Annotated in this window: 17 protein-coding genes and 1 rRNA gene; 9 read left to right on the top strand and 9 right to left on the bottom strand. The window is 42.3% G+C overall.

Translation table 11 applies throughout. From position 1 onward, the window contains the following. Positions 1–7: 7 nt before the first annotated feature. The 6 genes from B2M23_RS07220 to rfbD all read right to left on the bottom strand — a co-directional run bounded on the left by B2M23_RS07220 (position 8) and on the right by rfbD (position 5107). Positions 8–709: an ABC transporter ATP-binding protein gene (locus tag B2M23_RS07220; protein WP_038353176.1), complete on the bottom strand. Its 702-nt coding sequence runs from the start codon at positions 707–709 to the stop codon at positions 8–10. A gap of 51 nt (positions 710–760) precedes the next feature. Beyond that, positions 761–1567: an ABC transporter permease gene (locus tag B2M23_RS07215; RefSeq protein WP_038353069.1), complete on the bottom strand. Its 807-nt coding sequence runs from the start codon at positions 1565–1567 to the stop codon at positions 761–763. Positions 1568–1656: 89 nt separating this feature from the next. After that, positions 1657–2763, bottom strand: a complete 1107-nt coding sequence (rfbB, locus tag B2M23_RS07210; RefSeq protein WP_038353070.1) for a dTDP-glucose 4,6-dehydratase — start codon at positions 2761–2763, stop codon at positions 1657–1659. Between the two features lie 14 nt (positions 2764–2777). Continuing rightward, positions 2778–3338, bottom strand: coding sequence for a dTDP-4-dehydrorhamnose 3,5-epimerase (gene rfbC / locus B2M23_RS07205; RefSeq protein WP_038353071.1), 561 nt, complete (start codon positions 3336–3338; stop codon positions 2778–2780). Then, entirely contained in the window at positions 3338–4219 is an 882-nt protein-coding gene (rfbA, locus tag B2M23_RS07200) for a glucose-1-phosphate thymidylyltransferase RfbA (RefSeq protein WP_038353072.1), read from the bottom strand. Before rfbA ends, rfbC begins: the two co-directional genes overlap by 1 nt. 24 nt (positions 4220–4243) lie before the next feature. Beyond that, positions 4244–5107: a dTDP-4-dehydrorhamnose reductase gene (rfbD, locus tag B2M23_RS07195; protein ID WP_038353073.1), complete on the bottom strand. Its 864-nt coding sequence runs from the start codon at positions 5105–5107 to the stop codon at positions 4244–4246. Between the two features lie 205 nt (positions 5108–5312). Here rfbD and B2M23_RS07190 point away from each other — a divergent pair, with 205 nt between their 5' ends. Then, positions 5313–6434 (top strand): LCP family protein, encoded by a 1122-nt coding sequence (locus B2M23_RS07190; protein WP_052237347.1) that lies wholly within the window; start codon positions 5313–5315, stop codon positions 6432–6434. Between the two features lie 203 nt (positions 6435–6637). Here B2M23_RS07190 and B2M23_RS07185 read toward each other — a convergent pair whose 3' ends face one another. Next, the gene (locus B2M23_RS07185) at positions 6638–8560 is read right to left on the bottom strand and encodes an aconitate hydratase (protein ID WP_038353074.1); all 1923 of its coding nucleotides are present in this window, start codon (positions 8558–8560) and stop codon (positions 6638–6640) included. 64 nt (positions 8561–8624) lie between these two features. After that, positions 8625–8807 carry a hypothetical protein gene (locus B2M23_RS07180; protein ID WP_038353075.1) on the bottom strand — a complete coding sequence of 61 codons (183 nt, stop codon included), beginning with the start codon at positions 8805–8807 and terminating at the stop codon, positions 8625–8627. Positions 8808–9404: 597 nt separating this feature from the next. Between B2M23_RS07180 and B2M23_RS07175 the strand changes: the two genes are divergently transcribed. The 8 genes from B2M23_RS07175 (at position 9405) to B2M23_RS07140 (ending at position 21320) form a co-directional block, all read left to right on the top strand. Continuing rightward, positions 9405–10229, top strand: coding sequence for a YihY/virulence factor BrkB family protein (locus B2M23_RS07175; RefSeq protein WP_038353076.1), 825 nt, complete (start codon positions 9405–9407; stop codon positions 10227–10229). Between the two features lie 3 nt (positions 10230–10232). Next, a complete protein-coding gene (locus B2M23_RS07170) occupies positions 10233–11051 on the top strand; it encodes a YihY/virulence factor BrkB family protein (RefSeq protein ID WP_038353077.1) in 819 nt (272 codons plus the stop codon). A 165-nt stretch (positions 11052–11216) separates the two neighbouring features. Further along, complete coding sequence (gene glgB / locus B2M23_RS07165; RefSeq protein ID WP_038353078.1) at positions 11217–13232, top strand: 1,4-alpha-glucan branching protein GlgB; 2016 nt, start codon at positions 11217–11219, stop codon at positions 13230–13232. A 20-nt stretch (positions 13233–13252) separates the two neighbouring features. Next, on the top strand, positions 13253–15700 hold the full coding sequence (locus tag B2M23_RS07160) for a glycogen/starch/alpha-glucan phosphorylase (protein ID WP_038353079.1): 2448 nt from the start codon (positions 13253–13255) through the stop codon (positions 15698–15700). Continuing rightward, positions 15697–16821: a glucose-1-phosphate adenylyltransferase gene (locus tag B2M23_RS07155; protein ID WP_081571133.1), complete on the top strand. Its 1125-nt coding sequence runs from the start codon at positions 15697–15699 to the stop codon at positions 16819–16821. The genes B2M23_RS07160 and B2M23_RS07155 overlap by 4 nt, the downstream gene beginning before the upstream one ends. A 13-nt stretch (positions 16822–16834) precedes the next feature. Continuing rightward, positions 16835–17947 (top strand): glucose-1-phosphate adenylyltransferase subunit GlgD, encoded by a 1113-nt coding sequence (gene glgD / locus B2M23_RS07150; RefSeq protein WP_038353081.1) that lies wholly within the window; start codon positions 16835–16837, stop codon positions 17945–17947. Positions 17948–17949: 2 nt separating this feature from the next. Further along, positions 17950–19383 (top strand): glycogen synthase GlgA, encoded by a 1434-nt coding sequence (gene glgA, locus B2M23_RS07145; RefSeq protein ID WP_038353082.1) that lies wholly within the window; start codon positions 17950–17952, stop codon positions 19381–19383. Positions 19384–19559: 176 nt separating this feature from the next. Continuing rightward, the gene (locus B2M23_RS07140) at positions 19560–21320 is read left to right on the top strand and encodes a glycoside hydrolase family 13 protein (protein ID WP_242945883.1); all 1761 of its coding nucleotides are present in this window, start codon (positions 19560–19562) and stop codon (positions 21318–21320) included. A gap of 323 nt (positions 21321–21643) precedes the next feature. Here B2M23_RS07140 and rrf read toward each other — a convergent pair. Next, positions 21644–21760 (bottom strand): 5S ribosomal RNA (gene rrf / locus B2M23_RS07135).

Genomic DNA, 21760 nt, shown 5'->3' with positions numbered 1-21760 from the left:
ACTAAGTTTATTTTCTTTCCCGTTTATACGCATCACAGACTTCTTTAGTTCCTCCAATCATAATGACATTTCCCTTATCCAACCACATAACTCTTGTACATAATCTCTCAATTTGTTCAATGGAATGAGAAACAATTAACACTGTTGTCCCCCCCGCCATCATTTCATTCATTCTTTTTTCACATTTTTGCTGAAATAAAAAATCTCCAACAGATAAAATCTCATCAACAATTAAAATTTCTGGCTGCACTGATGTTGCGATTGCAAACCCTAATCTGGCAATCATGCCAGACGAGAAATTTTTAACTGCTACATCCATAAACGGCTGCAATTCAGAAAACTCAATTATCTCCTCCATTTTATCGAGCATTTGCTGTTTAGAATAGCCTAAAACAAGACCATTTAACATCACATTTTCTGTTGCTGTCAAATTCATATCAAATCCCGCACCTAATTCTATCAGTGGAGAAATACTTCCTTGTACTTGTACTGAACCGGACGATGGTTTTAGTATTCCAGAAATTACTTTTAATAAAGTACTTTTCCCTGACCCATTCAAGCCAACAATCCCAAAAACATCTCCTCTATTTATATCAACACTTACATTATTTAATGCTGTAAACTCTTTAAAATACAATTCATGTTTTATCAGTTTGATAAAATATTCCTTAATTCCATCAAACTTCTCATTTGACATATTAAATTTCATCGAAACATTATTAACCTGAATAATCTTTTCGTTCAAATAAACACCTCATTTTTATATATGTAAAATAAATTTGTCCTGATTACTTTTAAAGACCCATAATCCTAAGACCAAGAAAACAATACCAATACCAATACATAATAGATTATCTGTAAGGTTTGGAACTGTACCATATAATACTACTTGACGGAAATAATTAACATAATAATACATAGGATTAAAATGTACTACTGTTTTCATTATCCCAGGCAAAATTTCTTCTGGATAAATAATCGGTGTTAGGTACATCCACGCGGTTGTCCAAACACTATATAAATGTCCAATATCTCTAAAAAATACATTTAAAGTGGCTAAAATCAAGCTTAAACCCGTCGCAAAAATACAAGTATAAATCAATGGGATTGGCAACATAATTATGGTCCAACTAACCTGAACTCTCAAAATAATCATAATAATAAAAACAGCAATCAAAGAGTATAACGCATTAACAAAGGCAAAACTAACTTTTTCTAATGGAAATATATATTTGGGAATATAAACCTTTTTAATTAATGGAGCATTATCAATGATTGATGTCATTGAATTATTTGTTGCTTCTGTAACAAATCCGAATATTAATGAACCTGTTAAATAATAAACAGGAAAATTTTCAACTTGAAATTTAAAAATAGTTGAAAAAACAGCGGTTATTACCAGCATCATCAACAATGGATTTAGAACACTCCATGCAACTCCTAAAACTGAACGGCGGTACTTTATTTTAATATCACGCGAAACTAATTCCTTCAATAAATGTCGATATTTATAAAACTTTTCAAAATAAGCTCTTAAACCTGTACTCTGTACTTTATTCTCACTCAATTGTTTCCTCCAGAAAATTCTTCTTTAAATTAGATGAACTTACCTAAGCTAATTAGGTAAGTTCATCTAATTTAAGTTATCTCATTTTTCTACTTCTTAGAATACATCTTCTCATAGTATTCCTGATATCCGCCGGACTTCACCTGTTTTAGCCAATCCTGATTGTTTAAATACCAGTCAATGGTCTCAACAATGCCCTGTTCAAAGGTATAGGATGGCGACCAGCCAAGCTCGGTTGTAATCTTTGTGTTATCAATGGCATAACGGCGGTCATGGCCTAAACGGTCCTCCACATGGATTTTCAGATCATCTGAAATCTTTGAAGCATCCGTATCGATACCATTATACTGGTCATTGCTTAATTTTTCTTTGACATTGGCAATAATCAGGTCGACAATTTCAATATTGGCCTTTTCGTTGTTTCCGCCGATATTATACACTTCACCCAGACGGCCTTTGTGAAGCACAGTATCAATACCGCTGCAGTGGTCTTTTACATGCAGCCAGTCCCTGATCTGCATGCCATCTCCGTAAATTGGCAGATTCTTAAGCTCAACCACATTGGAAATCATGAGTGGAATCAGCTTTTCCGGAAACTGGTAAGGACCGTAGTTGTTGGAGCAGCGGGTAATATTCATTGGAAATTTAAAAGTATTTCCATAGGCTCGTACCAGGAGGTCCGCGCCAGCTTTGGACGAAGAATAAGGACTGTTTGGCTGGATCGGTGTTGTCTCGGTAAACATGCCTGTTTTTCCAAGGGCACCATAAACTTCGTCGGTAGATACCTGAAGGTATTTTACGCCTTCACGATAAGTTGGATAGCCGTTTTCGTCTTTTCCTGTCTGCCAGAGATTTTTTGCGGCGTCCAGCAGAACCTGGGTCCCCATTACATTGGTCTGCACAAAGATTTCCGGGTTTTCAATGCTGCGATCCACGTGGGATTCGGCGGCAAAGTTGACCACTAAATCAAAATTGTATTTTTTGAATAAATCGTTGATAAAAGGGCGATCCGCAATATCCCCTTTCACAAATTCATAATTCGGATTATCTTCAATATCAGTCAGATTTTCCAGATTTCCCGCGTAGGTTAATAAATCCAGATTGACAATCTTATAATCCTTATGCTGGTCCAGCATATATTTTACAAAGTTCGAACCAATAAATCCGGCGCCGCCGGTCACTAATACTGTTTTCAATCTTTAAACTCCTCTTAAAATTCTAATGTATCTTTGATATCTTTTAAAAACGGCTGTTTCTGATCTTTTTCGGATAACAGCAGTTCCAGGCCCTCAATGGGCCATTCAACACCGATATCCGGGTCATTCCATCGAATACCCCCGTCGTATTCCGGTGCGTATAAATTGGTACATTTATAATTGAAGGTGGCCTCGTCTGATAAGACAACAAAACCATGGGCAAAACCTTCTGGAATGTAGAACATGGTTTTATTTTCTGCGCTCAGCTCAACACCGGCCCACTCACCGTAGGTTGGTGATCCTTTTCTCAGGTCGACCCCCACATCCCATACAGCGCCCTGGGTACAGCGTACCAGTTTTCCCTGGGAGTATTTTCTTTGAAAGTGGAGCCCTCTCAACACGCCCTTTTTAGACTTTGATTCATTGTCCTGAATAAAGGTCATGTCGAGGCCCTGCTTTTCAAATTCTTCTTTATTGTAGGTTTCCATGAAGTAACCGCGTTCATCTCCAAAAACGGAGGGCTGAACAATTACCAGTCCTTCAATCTGAGTTTTTGTCACTGTTATGGCTGCCATTAGTTCACTCCTCTTTTCTCGTTTGCCCGGTTGATTAAGTACTGTCCATAGGCTGTTTTTTTAAGGGGATCTGCCAGTTTCAGAAGCTGTTCCCGATTGATAAATCCTTTTGTGTAGGCAATCTCTTCCACACAGGAAACAAAAAGGCCCTGGCGTTTTTGAATGGTTTCCACAAAATTAGATGCCTCAATCAGGCTGTCATGCGTACCGGTATCCAGCCACGCCATCCCACGGCTGAAAAGCTCAACTTTTAAATCACCGCGTTTCAGATAGGTCTCATTAACCGTTGTAATTTCAAGCTCTCCTCTCGGTGAGGGCTTAATGTTCTTGGCAATCTCCACCACGTCGTTATCATAGAAATAAAGACCCGGCACTGCAAAATTGGACTTTGGTTCTGTTGGCTTTTCCTCAATGGAAATAACGCTGCCATCCTCTGCAAACTCAACGACGCCATAGCGCTCTGGGTCTGTTACCGGATAGCCAAAGATCACAGCGCCTTTTTCAAGCTCTGCCGCGGCGGCAAGCGACTTTGTAAAACCCTGTCCATAAAAAATATTGTCGCCCAAAACCAGCGCAACCTTATCGTCCCCAATAAATTCTTCGCCGATAATAAAGGCTTCTGCCAGGCCGTTCGGCGCTTCCTGAACTTTATATGAGAAGTTTAATCCCAGCTCCTCACCCGTTCCAAATAAACGTTCAAACATCGGTAAATCATGGGGGGTGGAAATAATCAAAATATCCTTAATTCCTGCCAGCATCAACGTCGACAGCGGATAGTAAATCATCGGCTTATCATAAATTGGCAATAATTGCTTGGATACTGCGCGGGTGATGGGATACAGACGTGTTCCGGACCCTCCGGCTAAAATAATTCCTTTCATATATCTCTCCTTAACTCTATTCAATCAATTTTCTTTTAACCATTTTAAGTATTCAGACAATGCTTCTTCCCATGGTCTGAACACATTGATTTTCAAATCTTCCAGCCCCTTATTTCTTAACACAGAATAATGCGGTCTGGGAGTTGGGCTTGCGTATTCCTCTGAGCTGACTGGCTTAACATCAATCTTTACACCGCTTTTCTCAAAAATAGCAACCGCGAAATCATACCAGCTGCACTGGCCTTCACAGGTTCCGTGATAAATTCCATAGGCATTGGTCTGGATCAGTTCAATGATTGCCCGGGCAAGATCAACCGTGCTGGTAGGTGTTCCCACCTGATCACTGACCACGGTAAGCTGAGGATGATTTTCCGCCAGTCTCAGCATGGTTTTCACAAAGTTGTTGCCATCACCATAGAGCCAGGCTGTACGGACAATGAAGTATTTATCCATCGCCTCTACCACATATTTTTCACCTGCGGCTTTACTGTCGCCGTACACTGTTTTAGGGTCAACAGGGTCTGTTTCTACATAGGGGCGAAGCTGTCCATTTTGGGCAATCCCTTCACCGTCAAAGACATAATCTGTTGAAACCTGTACTAAAACAATATCTTTTTCTTTTGCAATCTCAGCCAGGTTTTTGGGGCCGTCTGCGTTTATTTTAAAGGCAGCTTCCCGGTTTGTTTCACAGCCATCCACATTTGTCATGGCGCCACAGTTAATAATCACATCTGGTTCTTCCTTGGTAATGATCTCACTGATTGCAGCTTTATCTGTAATATCAAATTCGGGGATGTCATAACCGACAAAATTAATATTTTTGTCTTTAAGCTGAATACTTAATTCCCGGCCCAACTGGCCGTTGCTTCCTGTTACAAGTACTTTCATATATTTCACCTTTTTTTATTCTTTTATGCGGACTAAATCTATATTATTATACTGCACAAGCCTTTATTTGTCTATTTTTTTTCTTAATTTTCTTAAAAATGTATCCAATTTGTATCAAAATTATGTTATAATTAATAAGCTTAAATTGCCTTTATGTTCTGATTTACACACAATATGTATTATTAAAATTTTGAGAGGATTTTATATGACATTAAAAAAGAAAGTACTGTGCATCGTTTTGGCCTGCCTGATCATCGTAGTTGGCAGCGGTGCCGTGTATGGCTTTAGCATTTTGCATGGGATTGCCGGCGAGCAATTGGACGAAAGCGAGCTTAACATCAACGATTTATTGGATGAGGATGTTGTAAACATCGCTGTTTTTGGTCTCGATGGCCGTGACGATGTTGACGGTGACCGTTCCGATACCATCATGATTGCCACACTTAATTTTAAAACTGGTAATATTAAAGTGACCTCCGTCATGCGTGATTTAATGGTTAAAATACCTGAAAGCAAAAAAAATGATGTAAGCTATGAAAAAATCAATGCCGCCTATGATTACGGCGGTGCTGCCCTCGCAGTTAAAACTTTAAACGAAAATTTTGACTTAAATATCTCAGATTATGTGACTGTTAATTTTGACTGTCTCGTTGATACTGTAGATGCTCTGGGTGGTGTTGACGTAAACATTGCTGATGAGTCTATTCTTTATTGGACCAATCAATATATCATGGACGTGAACGACAAAGTCAAAAAGAACGACCCATTTTTGGAGCATACGGGTGTACAGACGGTTACCGGTGTTCAAGCCCTTGCATTCTGCCGAAACCGCTATAGTGACAGTGACTATATGCGTACTCAGCGCCAGCGCGAGGTCGTTGAACAAATTGTCCAGAAGGCGTTCAATGTCGATATCTTTACCGGTCTCAACCTGTTAAGCAAGGTGTACCCATATGTAACCACATCCTTATCTTTACAGGAAATGACAACTTACGCCAAAGCTTTTATGGCACTTGAAAACAAAACATTTTTAGATTTCCGGGTTCCTACTGACGAGCTTTCCTTTGGCGATATGATTGATGAAGTCTGGTATCTGGTACCGAACACACTGGCAGACAATGCTGTTGTGCTTCATAAATTTTTATATGATATAGATACCTATACTCCTACAGATCAGCTTATGAAGATCAGCAACAACATTGCAGACAGAACCGGGGGCTCAACAGGCATCACCATTGACCCAAATGCTCCTTATCAGGACTATACAACTAACTCTTCAAACGAAAATGAGTCAACCGAGCCAACACCATCAATCGACAACAATTAGACAGTTCTGGTAGCAACTCATACGATAATTCTGATAACAGCTCTGATAACTCAGATTATGCACCTCCGTCTGAGGATTATACGCCATCAGGCGATTCATCCACTTCCGGCACGCCTGACGAGAGTACAGACAGTGCGGAATAAGCAAAACGCAAACAAAAATCCCTTTGGTTAAATACCAAAGGGATTTTTTATAACCTTTATTTAATTCTTGCTCCGCATCAAATTGATCAGACCGCCGGCCTGCAGCATTTCTTTCTGGCGTTCAGACACTTCGATTAACAGCGGGTATTCTTCATTTTTCGTTTTATTCTTCAAAACAATTCTTCCGGTATTTACCTGTTCTCTGGCGTTATCAATCATCAGATCATCTCCCAGAGAAATCTTATCATAATCTGCTTCATTCTCAAACACCATCGGCAAAATACCATTATTGATCAGATTATTTTTATGAATACGGGCAAAAGATTTTGTGATAACCCCTTTAATCCCGAGATAAACAGGCGCTAAAGCGGCATGCTCACGGCTCGAGCCCTGCCCATAATTCTGTCCGCCGATAATGAAGCCGCCATGATTATCCTTTGCGCGCTGCGGAAATTCCGGATCACAGGGTGCCAGACAATAATCCGCCAGATATGGGATATTCGAGCGGTACGGTAACAGCTTCGCATTGGAGGGCATGATATGGTCTGTTGTGATGTTGTCCTCCACGACGATCAAAGCTTTTCCTTCCACTGTATCTGCAAGTGGCTTGGCAAGCGGGAATGGCTTAATATTTGGTCCCTTAATAACTTCAACCCTTTCACCCTCAGGCGCCGGCGGGACTACCGCGTTATCATTGATCAGAAAATCTTTTGGCATTTCGATATCCGGCAGTTCAACTTTACCGAGGGGATTTGTCAGCACACCCTTAACAGCTGAAATCGCAGCGGTTTCCGGGCTTAAAAGATACACGTCTGCACTGACGGTCCCAGATCTCCCCTTAAAATTACGGTTAAAGGTTCTGAGCGACACACCGTCTGTACACGGCGCCTGCCCCATACCAATACATGGTCCGCAGCCACATTCAAGAATTCTGGCACCGGCATTCAGAAGATCGGCCAGCGCGCCGTTTTCTGCCAGCATGGTCAAAACCTGTTTGGAGCCTGGCGCAATGACCAGCTGCACATTTTCTGCAACGGTCTGCCCTTTCAAAATAGCTGCTACTTTCATCAAATCAAGCCATGAGGAATTCGTACAGCTTCCGATAGCTACCTGATTTACCTTGAGTCCTTCAATTTCAGAAACCTTAACAACCTTATCTGGGCTGTGTGGACAGGCTGTCAATGGCTCCAGCGTGCTTAAATCTACTTTTACAACCTGATCGTACACAGCGTCGGAATCTGCGGACAGCGCTGTGAAATCTTCGCCTCTTCCCTGAGCCTCAAGGAAGGCTTTTGTCATGTCATCTGAAGGGAAAACAGAGGTTGTCGCTCCGAGCTCTGCGCCCATATTTGTTACGGTCGCGCGTTCCGGCACGGTCAGTGTTTTTACACCGTCTCCAGTATATTCAAAAACTTTATTGATACCGCCCTTTACCGTACATTGTCTGAGCACTTCAAGAATGATATCTTTGGAAGAGACGCCCTTGCGCAGTTTCCCAGTCAATTCTACCTTTACCACTTCTGGCATGGTGATATAGTATTCACCGCCTGCCATGGCCACCGCTACATCCAGGCCGCCGGCGCCAATGGCCAGCATACCAATCCCGCCGCCTGTCGGAGTATGGCTGTCGGAGCCCAGCAGTGTCTGTCCCGGAACGCCAAAGCGTTCAATTTCAACCTGGTGGCAAATTCCATTGCCAGGTTTTGAAAAATAGACACCATGTTTTTTAGCAACGGTTTGAATATAGATATGGTCATCCATATTTTCAGGGCCTTCCTGAAGCATATTATGGTCAATATAAGCTAATGAGCGTTTTGTTTTAACTCTTGGTACCTCCATGGCCTCCAGCTGCATATACGCCATGGTTCCGGTGGAATCCTGTGTCAATGTCTGGTCGATTTGGATGCCGATTTCTGTCCCTTTGACCATTTCACCTACCACCAAGTGATCTTTAATAATCTTCTCAGTTAAAGTTAATCCCATTCTTTATCTCCTTCAAAATTAATTCATGTATTATTATACATCATATATGTATTATTTTACCAGACTAAACTGATGAATACCTGTAGTAAAAGCTTTTTCTCACCTGTTGTTCAATCTCAGCGTTGCTGATGGCCTCCGTTCTGCCCACCTCATATACATCATTAATCCAGTGCTTCACCTCAGCTATCCGGAGATCGTGTTTTTCCACTTTTCCAAACCCGCCAAATGATAATGAGTATTGATCCATGCTGCAATTCCTGCCGCTCCAGAGCTTTGGTTGACCTTAACCACCACTGGACGTTTCAGAAACTTATCGGTATCAAAGGAATTGCAAATCGACTCATCCTTCAAAAGACCATTTGCGTGGACTGCTGTCCGTCGCGGAAAGTGGTATCCGTAATCCAGATGGTTTCCGGCAGATTATAAAGAATAAAAACGTGTATAAATCAATATTTTAGGGATCTCTTCATAGGGAAACACCTCTTGATATAATTGAGTCTCCAACACGTCCATTGCCGAAACGTTTTGTCCGCTTTCTATATTTTTCAGCATTATACGGTCACATCCCTTCAAATTTTGTTTTTAGTATATCAAAAAATACTCAAATATGCAATTTTATTTTTTGTTCTTTCAAAATTTATCCAATTAAAGTATTTGATTTTACCAAAGAATCTTCATTTTATCTTTATTCAGAAAATTTCAATCTATATGAATACAGTATTTTAGATAAATCAAAATTGTATACTTCATTTTTAAACATTCTTTTAGTTTGATAATCTCATTGTTATAGATTTCTTTTTCGTGGTATAATTATTCTAAATCACAAATGAAGGAAATAAGTCCAATGAAGCTCTTATATGAATTCTACTTTTTTGTAAAAAATCATAAAAAAAATTACAGCATCCTTAACCTTGCCGCACAGCTTTCTTATCGAGTTTTGCTGGCTTTTATTCCTTTTATCATGCTGATCTATAATTTTTTCAGCTGGTTTGCCCAGGGTCTCAACGATCAGGTGCTTGAGAGCCTGAAAGTTTTGTTTCCCGGTTTTTTAGATGAAATGTTTAACACGGCTGCTGCAAACGCCGCCGGGCCCCAAACCTCCCATTGGGCCAATATTGTCTTTGGCTTCTTTATTCTTTACGCTTCAGTTTGTGCTGTCCGCTCTTTGATCTTAACCATTAACAAAGTAATGCTGATACCGGAAAAGCGCAACTATTTTCTGGTCTGGGGGCTGGCTATTCTTTATCTGGTTATTCTTGTTATTCTAATTTTAGTGGTTTTTTATCTATATATCTTTACCCAGAAAATATCGACCTCCTTTTTTGAGTACCTGAATCTTTCAGATATTTTTATTAAATTCTGGCAGGGCTTTACCCTGATTTATATCAGCGCGATCATCGCTTTGCTTGTGACCGCCATCTATATGTATACACCGTCTGTCCGGATGTCTTTCTTTTTCTCATTGCCGGGTGGCGTGTTTGTAAGTCTGGGCTGGCTCTCCATCATTGGGCTTTATGAGGCTTTTATAAAAAATCATTTACAGATAGAGAGCCTGTTCAATTCCCTCGAAGGTCCTTTTTCTTTAATTATCGTCGTGTATGTTTTTTGCATTATTCTAACCTTTGGCTGTGTCGTCAATTTATTTTTGCTGAAGAAGATTGGAAGGTAGACCATGAAGAATAAAACATCAAAGCTCACCGAATTCATCATTTTTATGGCAGAGGATATGGACAGGACAGACTTTTGGGGTATCTGTGCCCAGATGTCCTTTTATATTATCATGGCATTCTTTCCGCTGATTATCTTTTTAATCAATTTTGTCGGCCGCTTTATTGTGCAGTTTAAAGATTATCTTTTTGATATTCTAAAAGAGTATCTTCCCCAGCTCTCCTACGATTATGTCCGCACCTTAATTGACACGCTTACCAGAAACCTTGAAGACAACAATTATATTTTAGTTTTATTCACCTTTTTCTTTGCAACACTGGCTGCTAGAGCGATCATGACGGGAATGAACCAAAACTATGGTAATCAGGAGAGCAGAAGCCACTTAAAAATCTGGCTTTTATCTTTTCTCTTCACAATTCTATTTGCCATTTCCATCATCCTTATCATTTCAGCCTATGTCTTCAGCGAAGCGATCAGTGAGTATATTCTTGTACGCTTAGGCATTGATCAGTTTAATATTATTTTAATGAATATATTTACGCTTATTTTTTCGCTAGTTACAAGTATATTTCTGTTTACCTGCGTTTATGTTTTAGCACCAGACCGCCGTCTGAGATTTGTGCAGGGACTTCCAGGCGCTGTCTTTTCAACTCTTGGCATAAATATAGCCTTCCGTATTTTCTTAATGTTTATGAACCATTCGACTAAATACACCCTGCTATACGGCAATTTTGGTGGATTATTTGCACTTTTAGTTGGAATTTATTTCGTTTGTGTCATTTTAAATTTGGGTGGAAAAATAAATGTATTTTTTTCTCGATGAAACGTTTACAAATTTAAATTTCATGGTACAATATATTAAAAAGATTTTACTTAAATTAACCTATATAAAAACATTCTTATACTTTTTTATGTTAAACTATATTTAATTAAAGTATTCTTATACAATCAATAATATAACCTGTAATTAAGAAAGGACTGATTGACTATGAAACCTAAAATCGCGTACCATCTTTTTCACGAGGGAACTTATCTGAAAAGCTACGAATTTTTTGGCGCTCATTTTACAGATAAAGGTGTCGTTTTCCGACTCTGGGCACCACACGCTCAAGCTGTTTCAGTCGTTGGCAATTTTAATGACTGGAATCCCGACGCTCATCCAATGCTTTTACAGAAAGACTCTGGCGGTGTATGGGAATGCACCATTCCTGATTTGAATAAAGGTGAGCTCTACAAATACCGCATTACGCAATGTCATGGGGAAAACGTCTATAAATCAGATCCTTATGGTATTTATTCCGAGGTCAAGCCTAAAACAGCCTCTATTCTCTGGGATTTGGAGGGTTACAGCTGGAAGGACAACAAATGGCTTGAGCAGCGCAAAAAAGCCGCTTCTAAGCCGAAACCTGTTAATATTTATGAGGTTCATCTCGGCAGCTGGAGAACCCATGAGGATGGAACTGCCTTGAGCTATTACGAGCTTGCTGGCACACTTGTCCCCTATCTTAAGGATATGCACTATACGCATGTAGAGCTGATGCCCATTATGGAGCATCCCTTTGACGGATCCTGGGGATACCAGCTGACCGGCTACTTTGCTGCGACCAGCCGCTATGGCGAGCCTCAGGGTTTAATGCATTTTATTGACGCCTGCCATCAGGCGGGGATCAGTGTTATACTGGACTGGGTTCCAGGGCATTTCTGCAAGGATGCACACGGTCTTTATAAGCTTGATGGTACAAACCTTTATGAGGCGACTGAGCACCCTCAATGGGGCACCATGGAATTTGACTTTGCCAAACCAGAAGTGCTGACCTTTTTAATCTCAAACGCTTATTTCTGGTTTGACCAATACCATATCGACGGGCTGCGCATTGACGGCGTGGCAAGCATGATCTATTTAAACTATGGCTATAACGATGAATACCGCCGCAATAAAGTTGGTGGAAATGACAGTCTTGAAGCGGTTGATTTCCTGAGAAAACTGAACACAGCAATTTTCAAGTATTTCCCATTTGCCATTATGGCCGCTGAGGAATCAACCGCTTATCCCAAGGTCAGCTGGCCTGTGGACGAAGGAGGCCTTGGCTTTAACCTGAAGTGGGATATGGGATGGATGCACGATACCCTCTCTTATATGGAAACAGACCCATACTGCAGAAATCAGTTCCATTCAAAACTGACTTTCTCAATGGCCTATGCGTTCAGCGAAAACTTTATTTTGCCCCTGTCACACGATGAGGTTGTCCATGGCAAAAAATCAATCGTTGATAAAATGTTTGGTCCATATGAAATGAAATTTGACCAGCTTCGGCTTTTATATGCGTATATGTATTTTCATTCCGGTAAAAAGCTTACCTTTATGGGAAATGAGTTCGCACCGTTCACCGAATGGCGCTATTACGAATCCCTTGAATGGTTCATGCTGGACTATGACAGGCATCGTCAAACCAAAGACTTCATGCAAGACCTGAATAAATTCTACGCCCGGGAAAATGCGCTTTGGGAAAAGGATCACGGCTGGGACGGCTTTGAGTGGATCGATGCCGACAACAACGGCCAGAGCATTCTTGTTTTCAGACGGATGGGCAAGCATCCAGAAGATGATCTGATCATTCTGATCAACTTCTGCCCTTTAACCTACACCAATTTTCAGATTGGTGTACCTGCTGAAAAGACCTACCGTCTGGTTTTCAACACCGACGATCCAAAATATGGCGGGTCCGGCTTCACGGTCAAAAAGACTGCTAAAGCCCAGGACGCCCCATGTCATAACCAGCCTTACAGCGTGACGCTCAGCATACCGCCGTCCGCGGCAATCGTGTTAAAGGGCGTTGCGTCAAAAGCAAAAAAGAAAATCACTGCTAAAAAAACAAAGACAGCTTCTTCATCCAAAACTGCTGTTTCGGATAAAAAATCAAAAGCGTCGACTGTAAAAAAATCTGCTAAGGCACAGACCTCAAAGGATAATGCTTCCAAATCCGTTGTTAAGACGAAAAAATAGCAGTCTGGAAAGGACACCGGATGAAAACACTTGAAAAAGCAAGCTTTAAAAAAGCATTTATAAAAAAAGTAGAAGAAGTTTCCGGCGAAGATTTCTCCGAATCGACCACACAGCACCAGTATGAAGCATTATCTGAACTGGTCATGGAAGAAATCACCGCCGAATGGGCCGCCAACAACAGCCGCCTTCACAAAATGGAAGAAAAGCAAATCTATTTTTTCTCCATCGAGTTTCTGATCGGCCGGCTGCTAAAGGCTTATATTAACAATCTCGGGTGGGACGATGTTGTGCCTGAGGTGCTCCGTGAGCTAGGGCTTAATTACGAAGCCATTCAGGCAAAAGAGCACGATCCCGCACTCGGCAACGGTGGTCTGGGCCGGCTCATGGCCTGTTTTCTGGATTCAACCGCTGCCATGGGCTTTCCCGGGCACGGAAATGGAATCCGCTATAAATTTGGTCTGTTTGAACAGAAGATCATCAACAGTGAACAGGTTGAGGTTGCAGACAACTGGCTGAAAAACGGTTATCCTTTTGAAATCGCCAAGCCCGATAAGTCTGTTGTTGTGAAATATAAAGGGAATGTCCGGACTGAAATGGTCAATGGCAAGCTGGTTTTTATCCATGAGAACTACGAGCCAGTATTGGCAGTCCCCTATGATGTCCCTGTTCAGGGCTATCACAACAAAACCGTCAATTCACTTCGTCTCTGGAGTGCCCAGCCCGTAGAAGATTTTGACCTCTCCACCTTTAATCAGGGCCACTTTTTAAAAGCTATGCAAAGGCGGTCTGAGGCCGAGGCCATCAGTCAGATTTTATACCCTAACGACAATGGCTTTGAGGGAAAACAGCTTCGTCTCAAACAGGAATATTTCTTTGTCTGTGCCGGGCTGAAACGGATTGTGCGGCGTTATAAAAAATTTAATCACGGATCAATGGACGGTTTTGCCGATAAAATCTGTATCCATATCAATGATACACATCCTGCCCTCTGCGTTCCAGAGCTCATGCGGATTCTCATTGATGAAGAAAATTATGAGTGGGATAAGGCCTGGGATATGACCGTTAAATCCATCAGCTTCACAAACCATACCGTACTGCCTGAAGCGCTGGAAAAATGGCCCATTGACATGGTAAAGGAACTGCTTCCCCGTGTCTACCAGATTATCGAAGAAATCAACCGCCGTTTTGTCAATGATATGAACTGGTTTTACCCAGACCAGGAGGCGCGCAATTATGCTATTTCCATTTTAAAGGACGGCCAGGTCCATATGGCACATCTGGCCATTATTGGCAGCCATTCTGTCAACGGTGTCGCGGAGCTGCACAGTAAAATTCTCCATGAGGAAACTTTCAAGGATTTTTATGCTGTTTTCCCGGAGCGTTTTCATTCTGTGACCAACGGCGTAACGCCAAGACGTTTTTTAATGGGCAGCAACCCGCAGCTAAAAACCTTGCTCAATGAAACCATTGGTGACAGCTGGACAATGCCAAACAAACTATCCAGCCTGGAGGCGCTGCTTCCATATGCAGCTGACGCCGCTTTCTGTGAAAAGCTGGGAGCTGTCAAGCACGGAAACAAAGCCCGCCTGGCAGCATATATCAAGAAATCCCAGGGAATTCGGCTGAACCCGGATTCGATCTTCGATATTCAGGTCAAGCGTATTCACGAGTATAAACGGCAGCTGCTGAACGCTCTGCACATTATGTATCTTTATAATGCGCTCAGGGCAGATCCAAATATGGATTTTGTCCCAAAAACCTATATTTTTGCCGGCAAGGCGGCGCCATCCTATTATTATGCCAAGGAGGTCATCCGTCTGATCAATGTCATTGCTGACAAGGTGAATAACGATTCCGCTGTTAATGACCGCTTAAAGGTCGTTTTTGTCCCAAACTTTAATGTTTCTTCTGCCGAGATGATCTACCCCGCTGCCGAGATTTCTGAGCAGATTTCCACTGCGGGCAAGGAAGCCTCTGGTACCGGAAACATGAAATTTATGATGAACGGTGCCGTTACACTCGGCACAATGGATGGCGCCAATGTCGAGATCGCTGAAGCTGTGGGAATGGATAATATTTTTACCTTTGGCCTCTCCGATGTGGAGGTTGCAAATTACAATGCCCATGGCGGCTATCGATCCCTGGACATTTATGAATCCGATCCGCGGGTTCAGGAGGTTTTGGAACAGCTGATTAATGGATTTTTCAGCAAAACTTCTACCTTCCAGTCGATTTATGATTCACTTTTGATTCATAACGACACCTATTTTGTACTTAAAGACTTTGCCTCTTATGCGGACATCCAGTCAACCTCGAGTGCCGTATACAGAGATCAAAAAAGATGGCTGCAAATGTCAGCTGTCAATATTGCACACTCCGGAATGTTCTCAAGTGACCGCTCTATTGCCGATTATCAGAGAGAAATCTGGAAAATCAAATCATTCATTTACGAGGAGGAAATATTATGAATACCGAATGTGTCGCTATGCTCCTAGCTGGAGGACAAGGAAGCCGCCTGGGATCCCTCACATTTAACAACGCTAAGCCTGCCGTTTTATTCGGCGGTAAATACCGTATTATTGACTTTCCATTAAGCAACTGTATGAATTCTGACATCGACGTCGTGGGTGTCCTCACCCAATACCGTCCTTATATCCTGAACAATTATATCAGTGACGGAAGCGCCTGGTCTCTTGACAAGGTTGGCGCCGGTGTTCGTATTCTCCCACCCTATATGGGGCAAAAGGGCGGACGCTGGTATAATGGAACAGCAGATGCCATCTACCAAAATATTGACTTTATCGACAGCTTTGATCCAGAGTATGTGCTCATTCTGTCCGGCGACCATATCTATAAAATGGATTACTCCAATATGGTTAATTTTCATAAACAAAAATCCGCTGACCTCACCATCGCAGTGATGGATGTCCCCTGGGATGAGGCCCATCGTTTTGGAATTGTCAATACCAATGACGAAAAACGTATCCTGGAATTCCAGGAAAAGCCCCCGGAACCAAAGAGCAACAAAGCCTCAATGGGGATCTATGTCTTTACCTGGGATGTCCTGCGCAAGGCTTTAATTGAAGACGCTGAAAACCCAGATTCAGAAAATGACTTTGGACATAATGTCATTCCGATGCTCCACGAAGAAGGAAAACGTATCTTCGCCTATCCCTTCTCCGGATACTGGAAAGATGTCGGAACCATCCAGAGCTACTATGACGCCAATATGGATTTACTCAATCCAGCCTGTGATTTTGACCTGACAGACCGGAATTTCAGAATCTTCTCGAATAATACCAGCCGCCACCCGCAGTTTATCGGGCCAGACGCAGTAGTAAAACACAGTCTGATCTGCGATGGATGTGTTATTTTCGGGTCAGTCGAAAATTCCATTATTTCCCACGATATTATCGTTGGGAAAAACACAGTTCTCAAAAATTCAATTGTCCATACCGGCGCAATCATTGAGGATGGCGCACATCTGGAAAATTGCATTGTTGGTTCAAGAGCTTACGTTAAGAGTGATGTCCGTCTGGTGGCTGCTGAAAGTGACAACCCGGCAGAAATTCACGTTTTAAATTCATAGGAGGTGCTCAAAAATGAAAAAAGCAATTGGTATTATTTTAAATGTAGACGGCGATAACTCAGACCTCAATGAATTACTCCAGCACCGCAGTATCAGTACGCTGCCCTTTGGCGGCCGTTACCGCATGATCGACTTTACCCTGTCCAATATGGTCAATTCCGGCATTTCCCATGTCGGTGTCGTTGGCTCTCATAAGTACAGTTCTCTTATCGACCACCTGGGAACAGGAAAGGAATGGTCCTTAAGCCGTAAAACTCAGGACTTGTCTATCCTGGCAGGCAGCAGCAGTGTCCGGTTTGGTAATCTCATGAAAATCAACCTTCGCGATCTGTACAATAACCGCGCATTCCTGCAGCACAGCAGTGATGAAGATGTGGTTATCTCGGCGCCAAATCTGGTAACCAGCTTCAGCTTTAACGCGTCCTATAAAATCCACAAAACAAACAACAGCGATGTCACATTGATTTTTAAAAAAGTACAGCCAAGCTTTACCTTTGAAAACAACGATGTCTTTTTAGAATTTGATAAATACCGTATTACCAACATCCATTACCAAAAGGAAAAAATGACGGACCACTGCTATGCAGATATGATGATTATAAAAAAATCGGTCCTTCTGGATTTAATGGAACTTGGTGAGCGTACCGGTGAATGGGACTTGATGGATATGATCAAGACCAATCTGGATACCCTTCGCGTATACGGCGCTCCGCATACCGGTTATATTAACCGCGTACACGACTTGGCCAAATACTACGAAGCCAATATGGATCTTCTGGAATTCGACATCATGAAAGAGCTTTTTCTGAGCGAAAACTCCATCCATACCAAAATCAAGGACAACCACCCGACACTTTATCAAAATGAGGCCGTGGTTCGCAACTCCATCGTCGGCAGTGGCTGTGAGGTTGAGGGGAAAATTTACCACAGTGTTCTCTTCCGTGACAGTAAAATCGGTTACGGCAGCGAAATTTCCAACAGCATTATTATGCAGAAAGCCGAAATTGGAAATAACGTTAAACTGAACTACGTTATTTTTGATAAAGACGTTAAGATTCGTGATAACGCATCACTGGTCGGAACAAAGGATAACCCGATTGTATTAAGTAAAGGAATGGTTATATAACAATGGATAAATTAAAAATCTTGTTTGCCGCTACCGAGGCTTATCCCTTTGCCAAAAGCGGCGGCTTAGGTGATGTGATCGGCTCATTGCCAAAGGCCTTTCCAAAGGATCAAACCGATATCCGTGTTATTCTTCCAAAATACGCCTGTATTCCCGAAGAATATAAAAAAGATTTTAAGCTTATTGACATCTTCTACGTCAAGGTTGGGCTGAGCGACCAGTATGTGGGTATACAGCAATATGAAATGGACGGCGTCATCTACTATTTTCTTGACAATGAATATTATTTTAACCGTCCAAATCTGTATGGCTATTACGATGACGGTGAACGCTTTGTTTATTTCTGCCGCGCAGTGCTCGAGTCCATCCCCTACATTGATTTCTATCCGGATGTGCTCCACTGTCATGACTGGCAGACATCCCTGATCCCGTTCCTGCTCAAGGAACAGTATCAGTGGCATTACCTGAACACAAAAGCAGTCTTTACCATCCACAATATGAAATATCAGGGTCTCTACGGTTTTGATGACCTTAAAGGCGTCTTGAATCTGGATTATTTTCCGGCTGCCATGGAGTTCTACCGCAAACTAAACTTGATGAAGGGCGCGCTTTACACCTCCGATCTGGTAACCACGGTCAGCCCAACTTACGCCGAGGAACTGAAAGACCCGTACTATGGCGAAGGTCTTGATGGCGTGATGCGTGATATCAGTTACAAAACCGTGGGCATTCTAAACGGAATTGACGAAACCGTCTATAATCCTCAGACTGACCCAGCGCTCTTTGTGCCTTACACACGTTCATACAAAAAGAAAACAGAAAACAAGACAGCGCTTCAGGATTATCTCGGGCTTCCGGTTAATCCAAAGATTCCGATGATTTCCATGATCACACGTCTGGTTGAGCAAAAAGGACTTGATCTCGTGGCTGCTGTCATTCATGAAATTCTTCAGATGAACATCCAAATGGTCGTGCTTGGCACTGGAGACGCCCAGTACGAAAACATGCTGCGAGAGGTTGCCTATACCTATCCGGATAAAATGATTACCATTATTGACTTTAATGAAGACCTTTCGCGAAAAATATACGCTGCCAGCGATATGTTCCTGATGCCTTCAAAATTTGAGCCCTGCGGTTTGTCACAGATGATCGCCATGCGCTACGGCACCGTCCCCGTTGTTCGGGAAACAGGCGGCCTAAAGGACACCGTCCACTATTTTGACGAAGAAACAAAAGAGGGCAATGGCTTTAGTTTTGCCACCTACAACGCACATGATATGCTCTTTACACTCCAGCGGGCTGTCGGCCTGTACTATGACGAGCCCGAGCTGTGGAAGACCCTCATGACTAACGCATCAAAATCAAATTTTGACTGGAAAATTTCCGCCGAAACCTATTTATACTATTATAAGAAAGTAACAGGTAAATTATCATAATGAATTTTAGACACAATTCCTGGGATTTAAGATTTAAGGAGCCTTTCGGAGCACTTCCGGCAGGCTCCCAGGTTACAATTCGTGTTTATGCCACACACGCTGTAAATGTTAAATTAAGGACATTCTACAATTCAATCGAACACTTTTACGCTATGGTACCATCGAAATTCCCTGACATGATGGAGTACACACTCACATTACCCGACCAGCCAGGTGTTTTATGGTACGATTTTTGTTATGAACACGAAGGCCACAGTTACTGCTACGGCACACAAAATGATACCTTGGGCGGCGAGGGGCAGATTTACGAAGCCTTTCCGCCGTCCTATCAGATTACACTCTACGATAAGGTCCGCGAAATGCCCGCATGGTACACTGAGGGGATCATGTATCAAATTTTTCCCGACCGCTTTAACAAGGGCGAAAAAAAAACCTTCGAGCCCCAATATAAAAAGCAGTCGCTTATTCATGGAAACTGGGGAGACAGTCCTCATTATTTTCGCGATGGTCAGGGAAATATTGAGTATTGGGATTTTTTTGGCGGTACCCTTCAGGGAATCATTGAAAAGCTTGATTATTTAAAAGAACTGAATATTACAATCTTATATCTCAATCCCATTTTTGAATCCAGCAGCAACCACAAGTATGATACCGCAAATTATCTCCATATTGCCCCGGAATTCGGCAACACAGAACTTTTTGAACAACTATGTGCAGAGGCAAAAAAGCGCGGCATACGCATCATTTTAGATGGCGTATTCAGCCACACCGGAGACGACAGCATTTATTTTAACAAATACGGAAATTATCCCGGATTGGGAGCTTATCAGTCAATGGATTCTCCTTTTTATTCCTGGTACCGCTTTAACGATTATCCAAACGAATACGAATGCTGGTGGGGTGTTAAGTCAATGCCCAACGTTGAAGAATTAACGCCTGAATATAAGGATTTTATTTTTGAAAATGAAAATTCAGTGATCCGAAGATGGCTTAAAGCCGGTGCTTCAGGATGGCGGCTGGATGTCGCCGACGAACTCCCGGATGAATTCATCGAAGGGATAAAAACCGCCATGTTACAGGAAAAAGACGACGCCGTCCTCATTGGTGAGGTCTGGGAGGATGCCTCCAGAAAAGTGGCTTATGGCATTTTACGCCGGTATTTTTATGGCCATGAGCTGGACGCAGTCATGAATTATCCTTTTCGCGATGCGCTCATTAACTTTATGATGGGCGATAAGGGCTCCCGGGAAATCGCACGTTTAATGATGTCACTCTACGAAAACTATCCCAGAGGACAGTTTAAGGGAAATATGAATCTTATCGGTTCTCATGACCGTATGCGTATCTTGACAATTCTTGGAGAAGCACCCACACTTTCTAAAGAAAGTGACAAAGAGCATTACCGGCTAACCCAGGAACAATACAGTTTGGCCAAAAACCGCTTAAAAATTTTAAGCTTGATCCAGCTTACCTTTCCGGGTGTTCCCTGCATCTATTACGGCGACGAGGCCGGCGTTCAGGGTTATGAAGACCCCTTCAACCGAAGCACATACCCATGGGGCCATGAAGATACAGAAATTTTAGAATGGTACAAAAAAATAACTGCCCTAAGGGCAGAACATAAAGCCTTTCAACGGGGCTCGTGGTATCCGCTTCCCTGCAAAGACGACGTTTTTGCCTACGTACGTGACCTCGGGGATGAAAGCTACCTTTGCCTCTTTAACCGCAATACTGTTAAAAGCCGCTGCTTCAGCCATGGCGCTATCAAAGACCGCAAAGGTCTTGAGCTGCTTACAAACAATGAGGAAGACTTGGAACAGATTATTTTAGAGCCTCTGTCTGCAAAGATTTATAAGATTATTGACGGACGAATTATTTTACATGGCAATGAGTATAAAGAGAAAGGAATTATTCCTTCTAAATATTTAACCCCTTGAGCTATTGGCTCAAGGGGCTTTTTGTTTGTTGTTGTTTTTAATGTTTGCGGCAGATTGACACTGCGCACTCCGGTGTCCTGCGGACGCCTTCGTCAGGGGCTGTGCCCCATAAAAAAGAACGTTTCACCAGCCCATTGCAAGCTTGTTTGCATGCGCATTGTAAGATTTCCAGCTCTTGCCGCCGCGTACTCTGTCGTCCTGCGGACGCCTCCGTCAGGTGCTGCGCCCCATAAAAAAAGAATGGTCATTGGCCCTTTGCATGTCAACTTGCACGGGCCACTCACCATTCTTTTTTGCGCGACTTTAGCCTTAAATGTAAAAAGACCCCGCGATGTCCTATCCTCCCAGGCAGTTGCCCACCAAGTACTTTCAGCGCTGAAGGACTTTACTTCTGTGTTCGGTATGTAAACAGGTGTTTCCCCTTCGCCATCATCACGAGA

Origin of the sequence: Eubacterium limosum, assembly GCF_000807675.2 — a bacterium.
Classification (GTDB): domain Bacteria; phylum Bacillota; class Clostridia; order Eubacteriales; family Eubacteriaceae; genus Eubacterium; species Eubacterium limosum.
The sequence above is the reverse complement of the archived record's forward strand: the minus strand, read 5'-3'. Positions and strand labels throughout refer to the sequence as shown.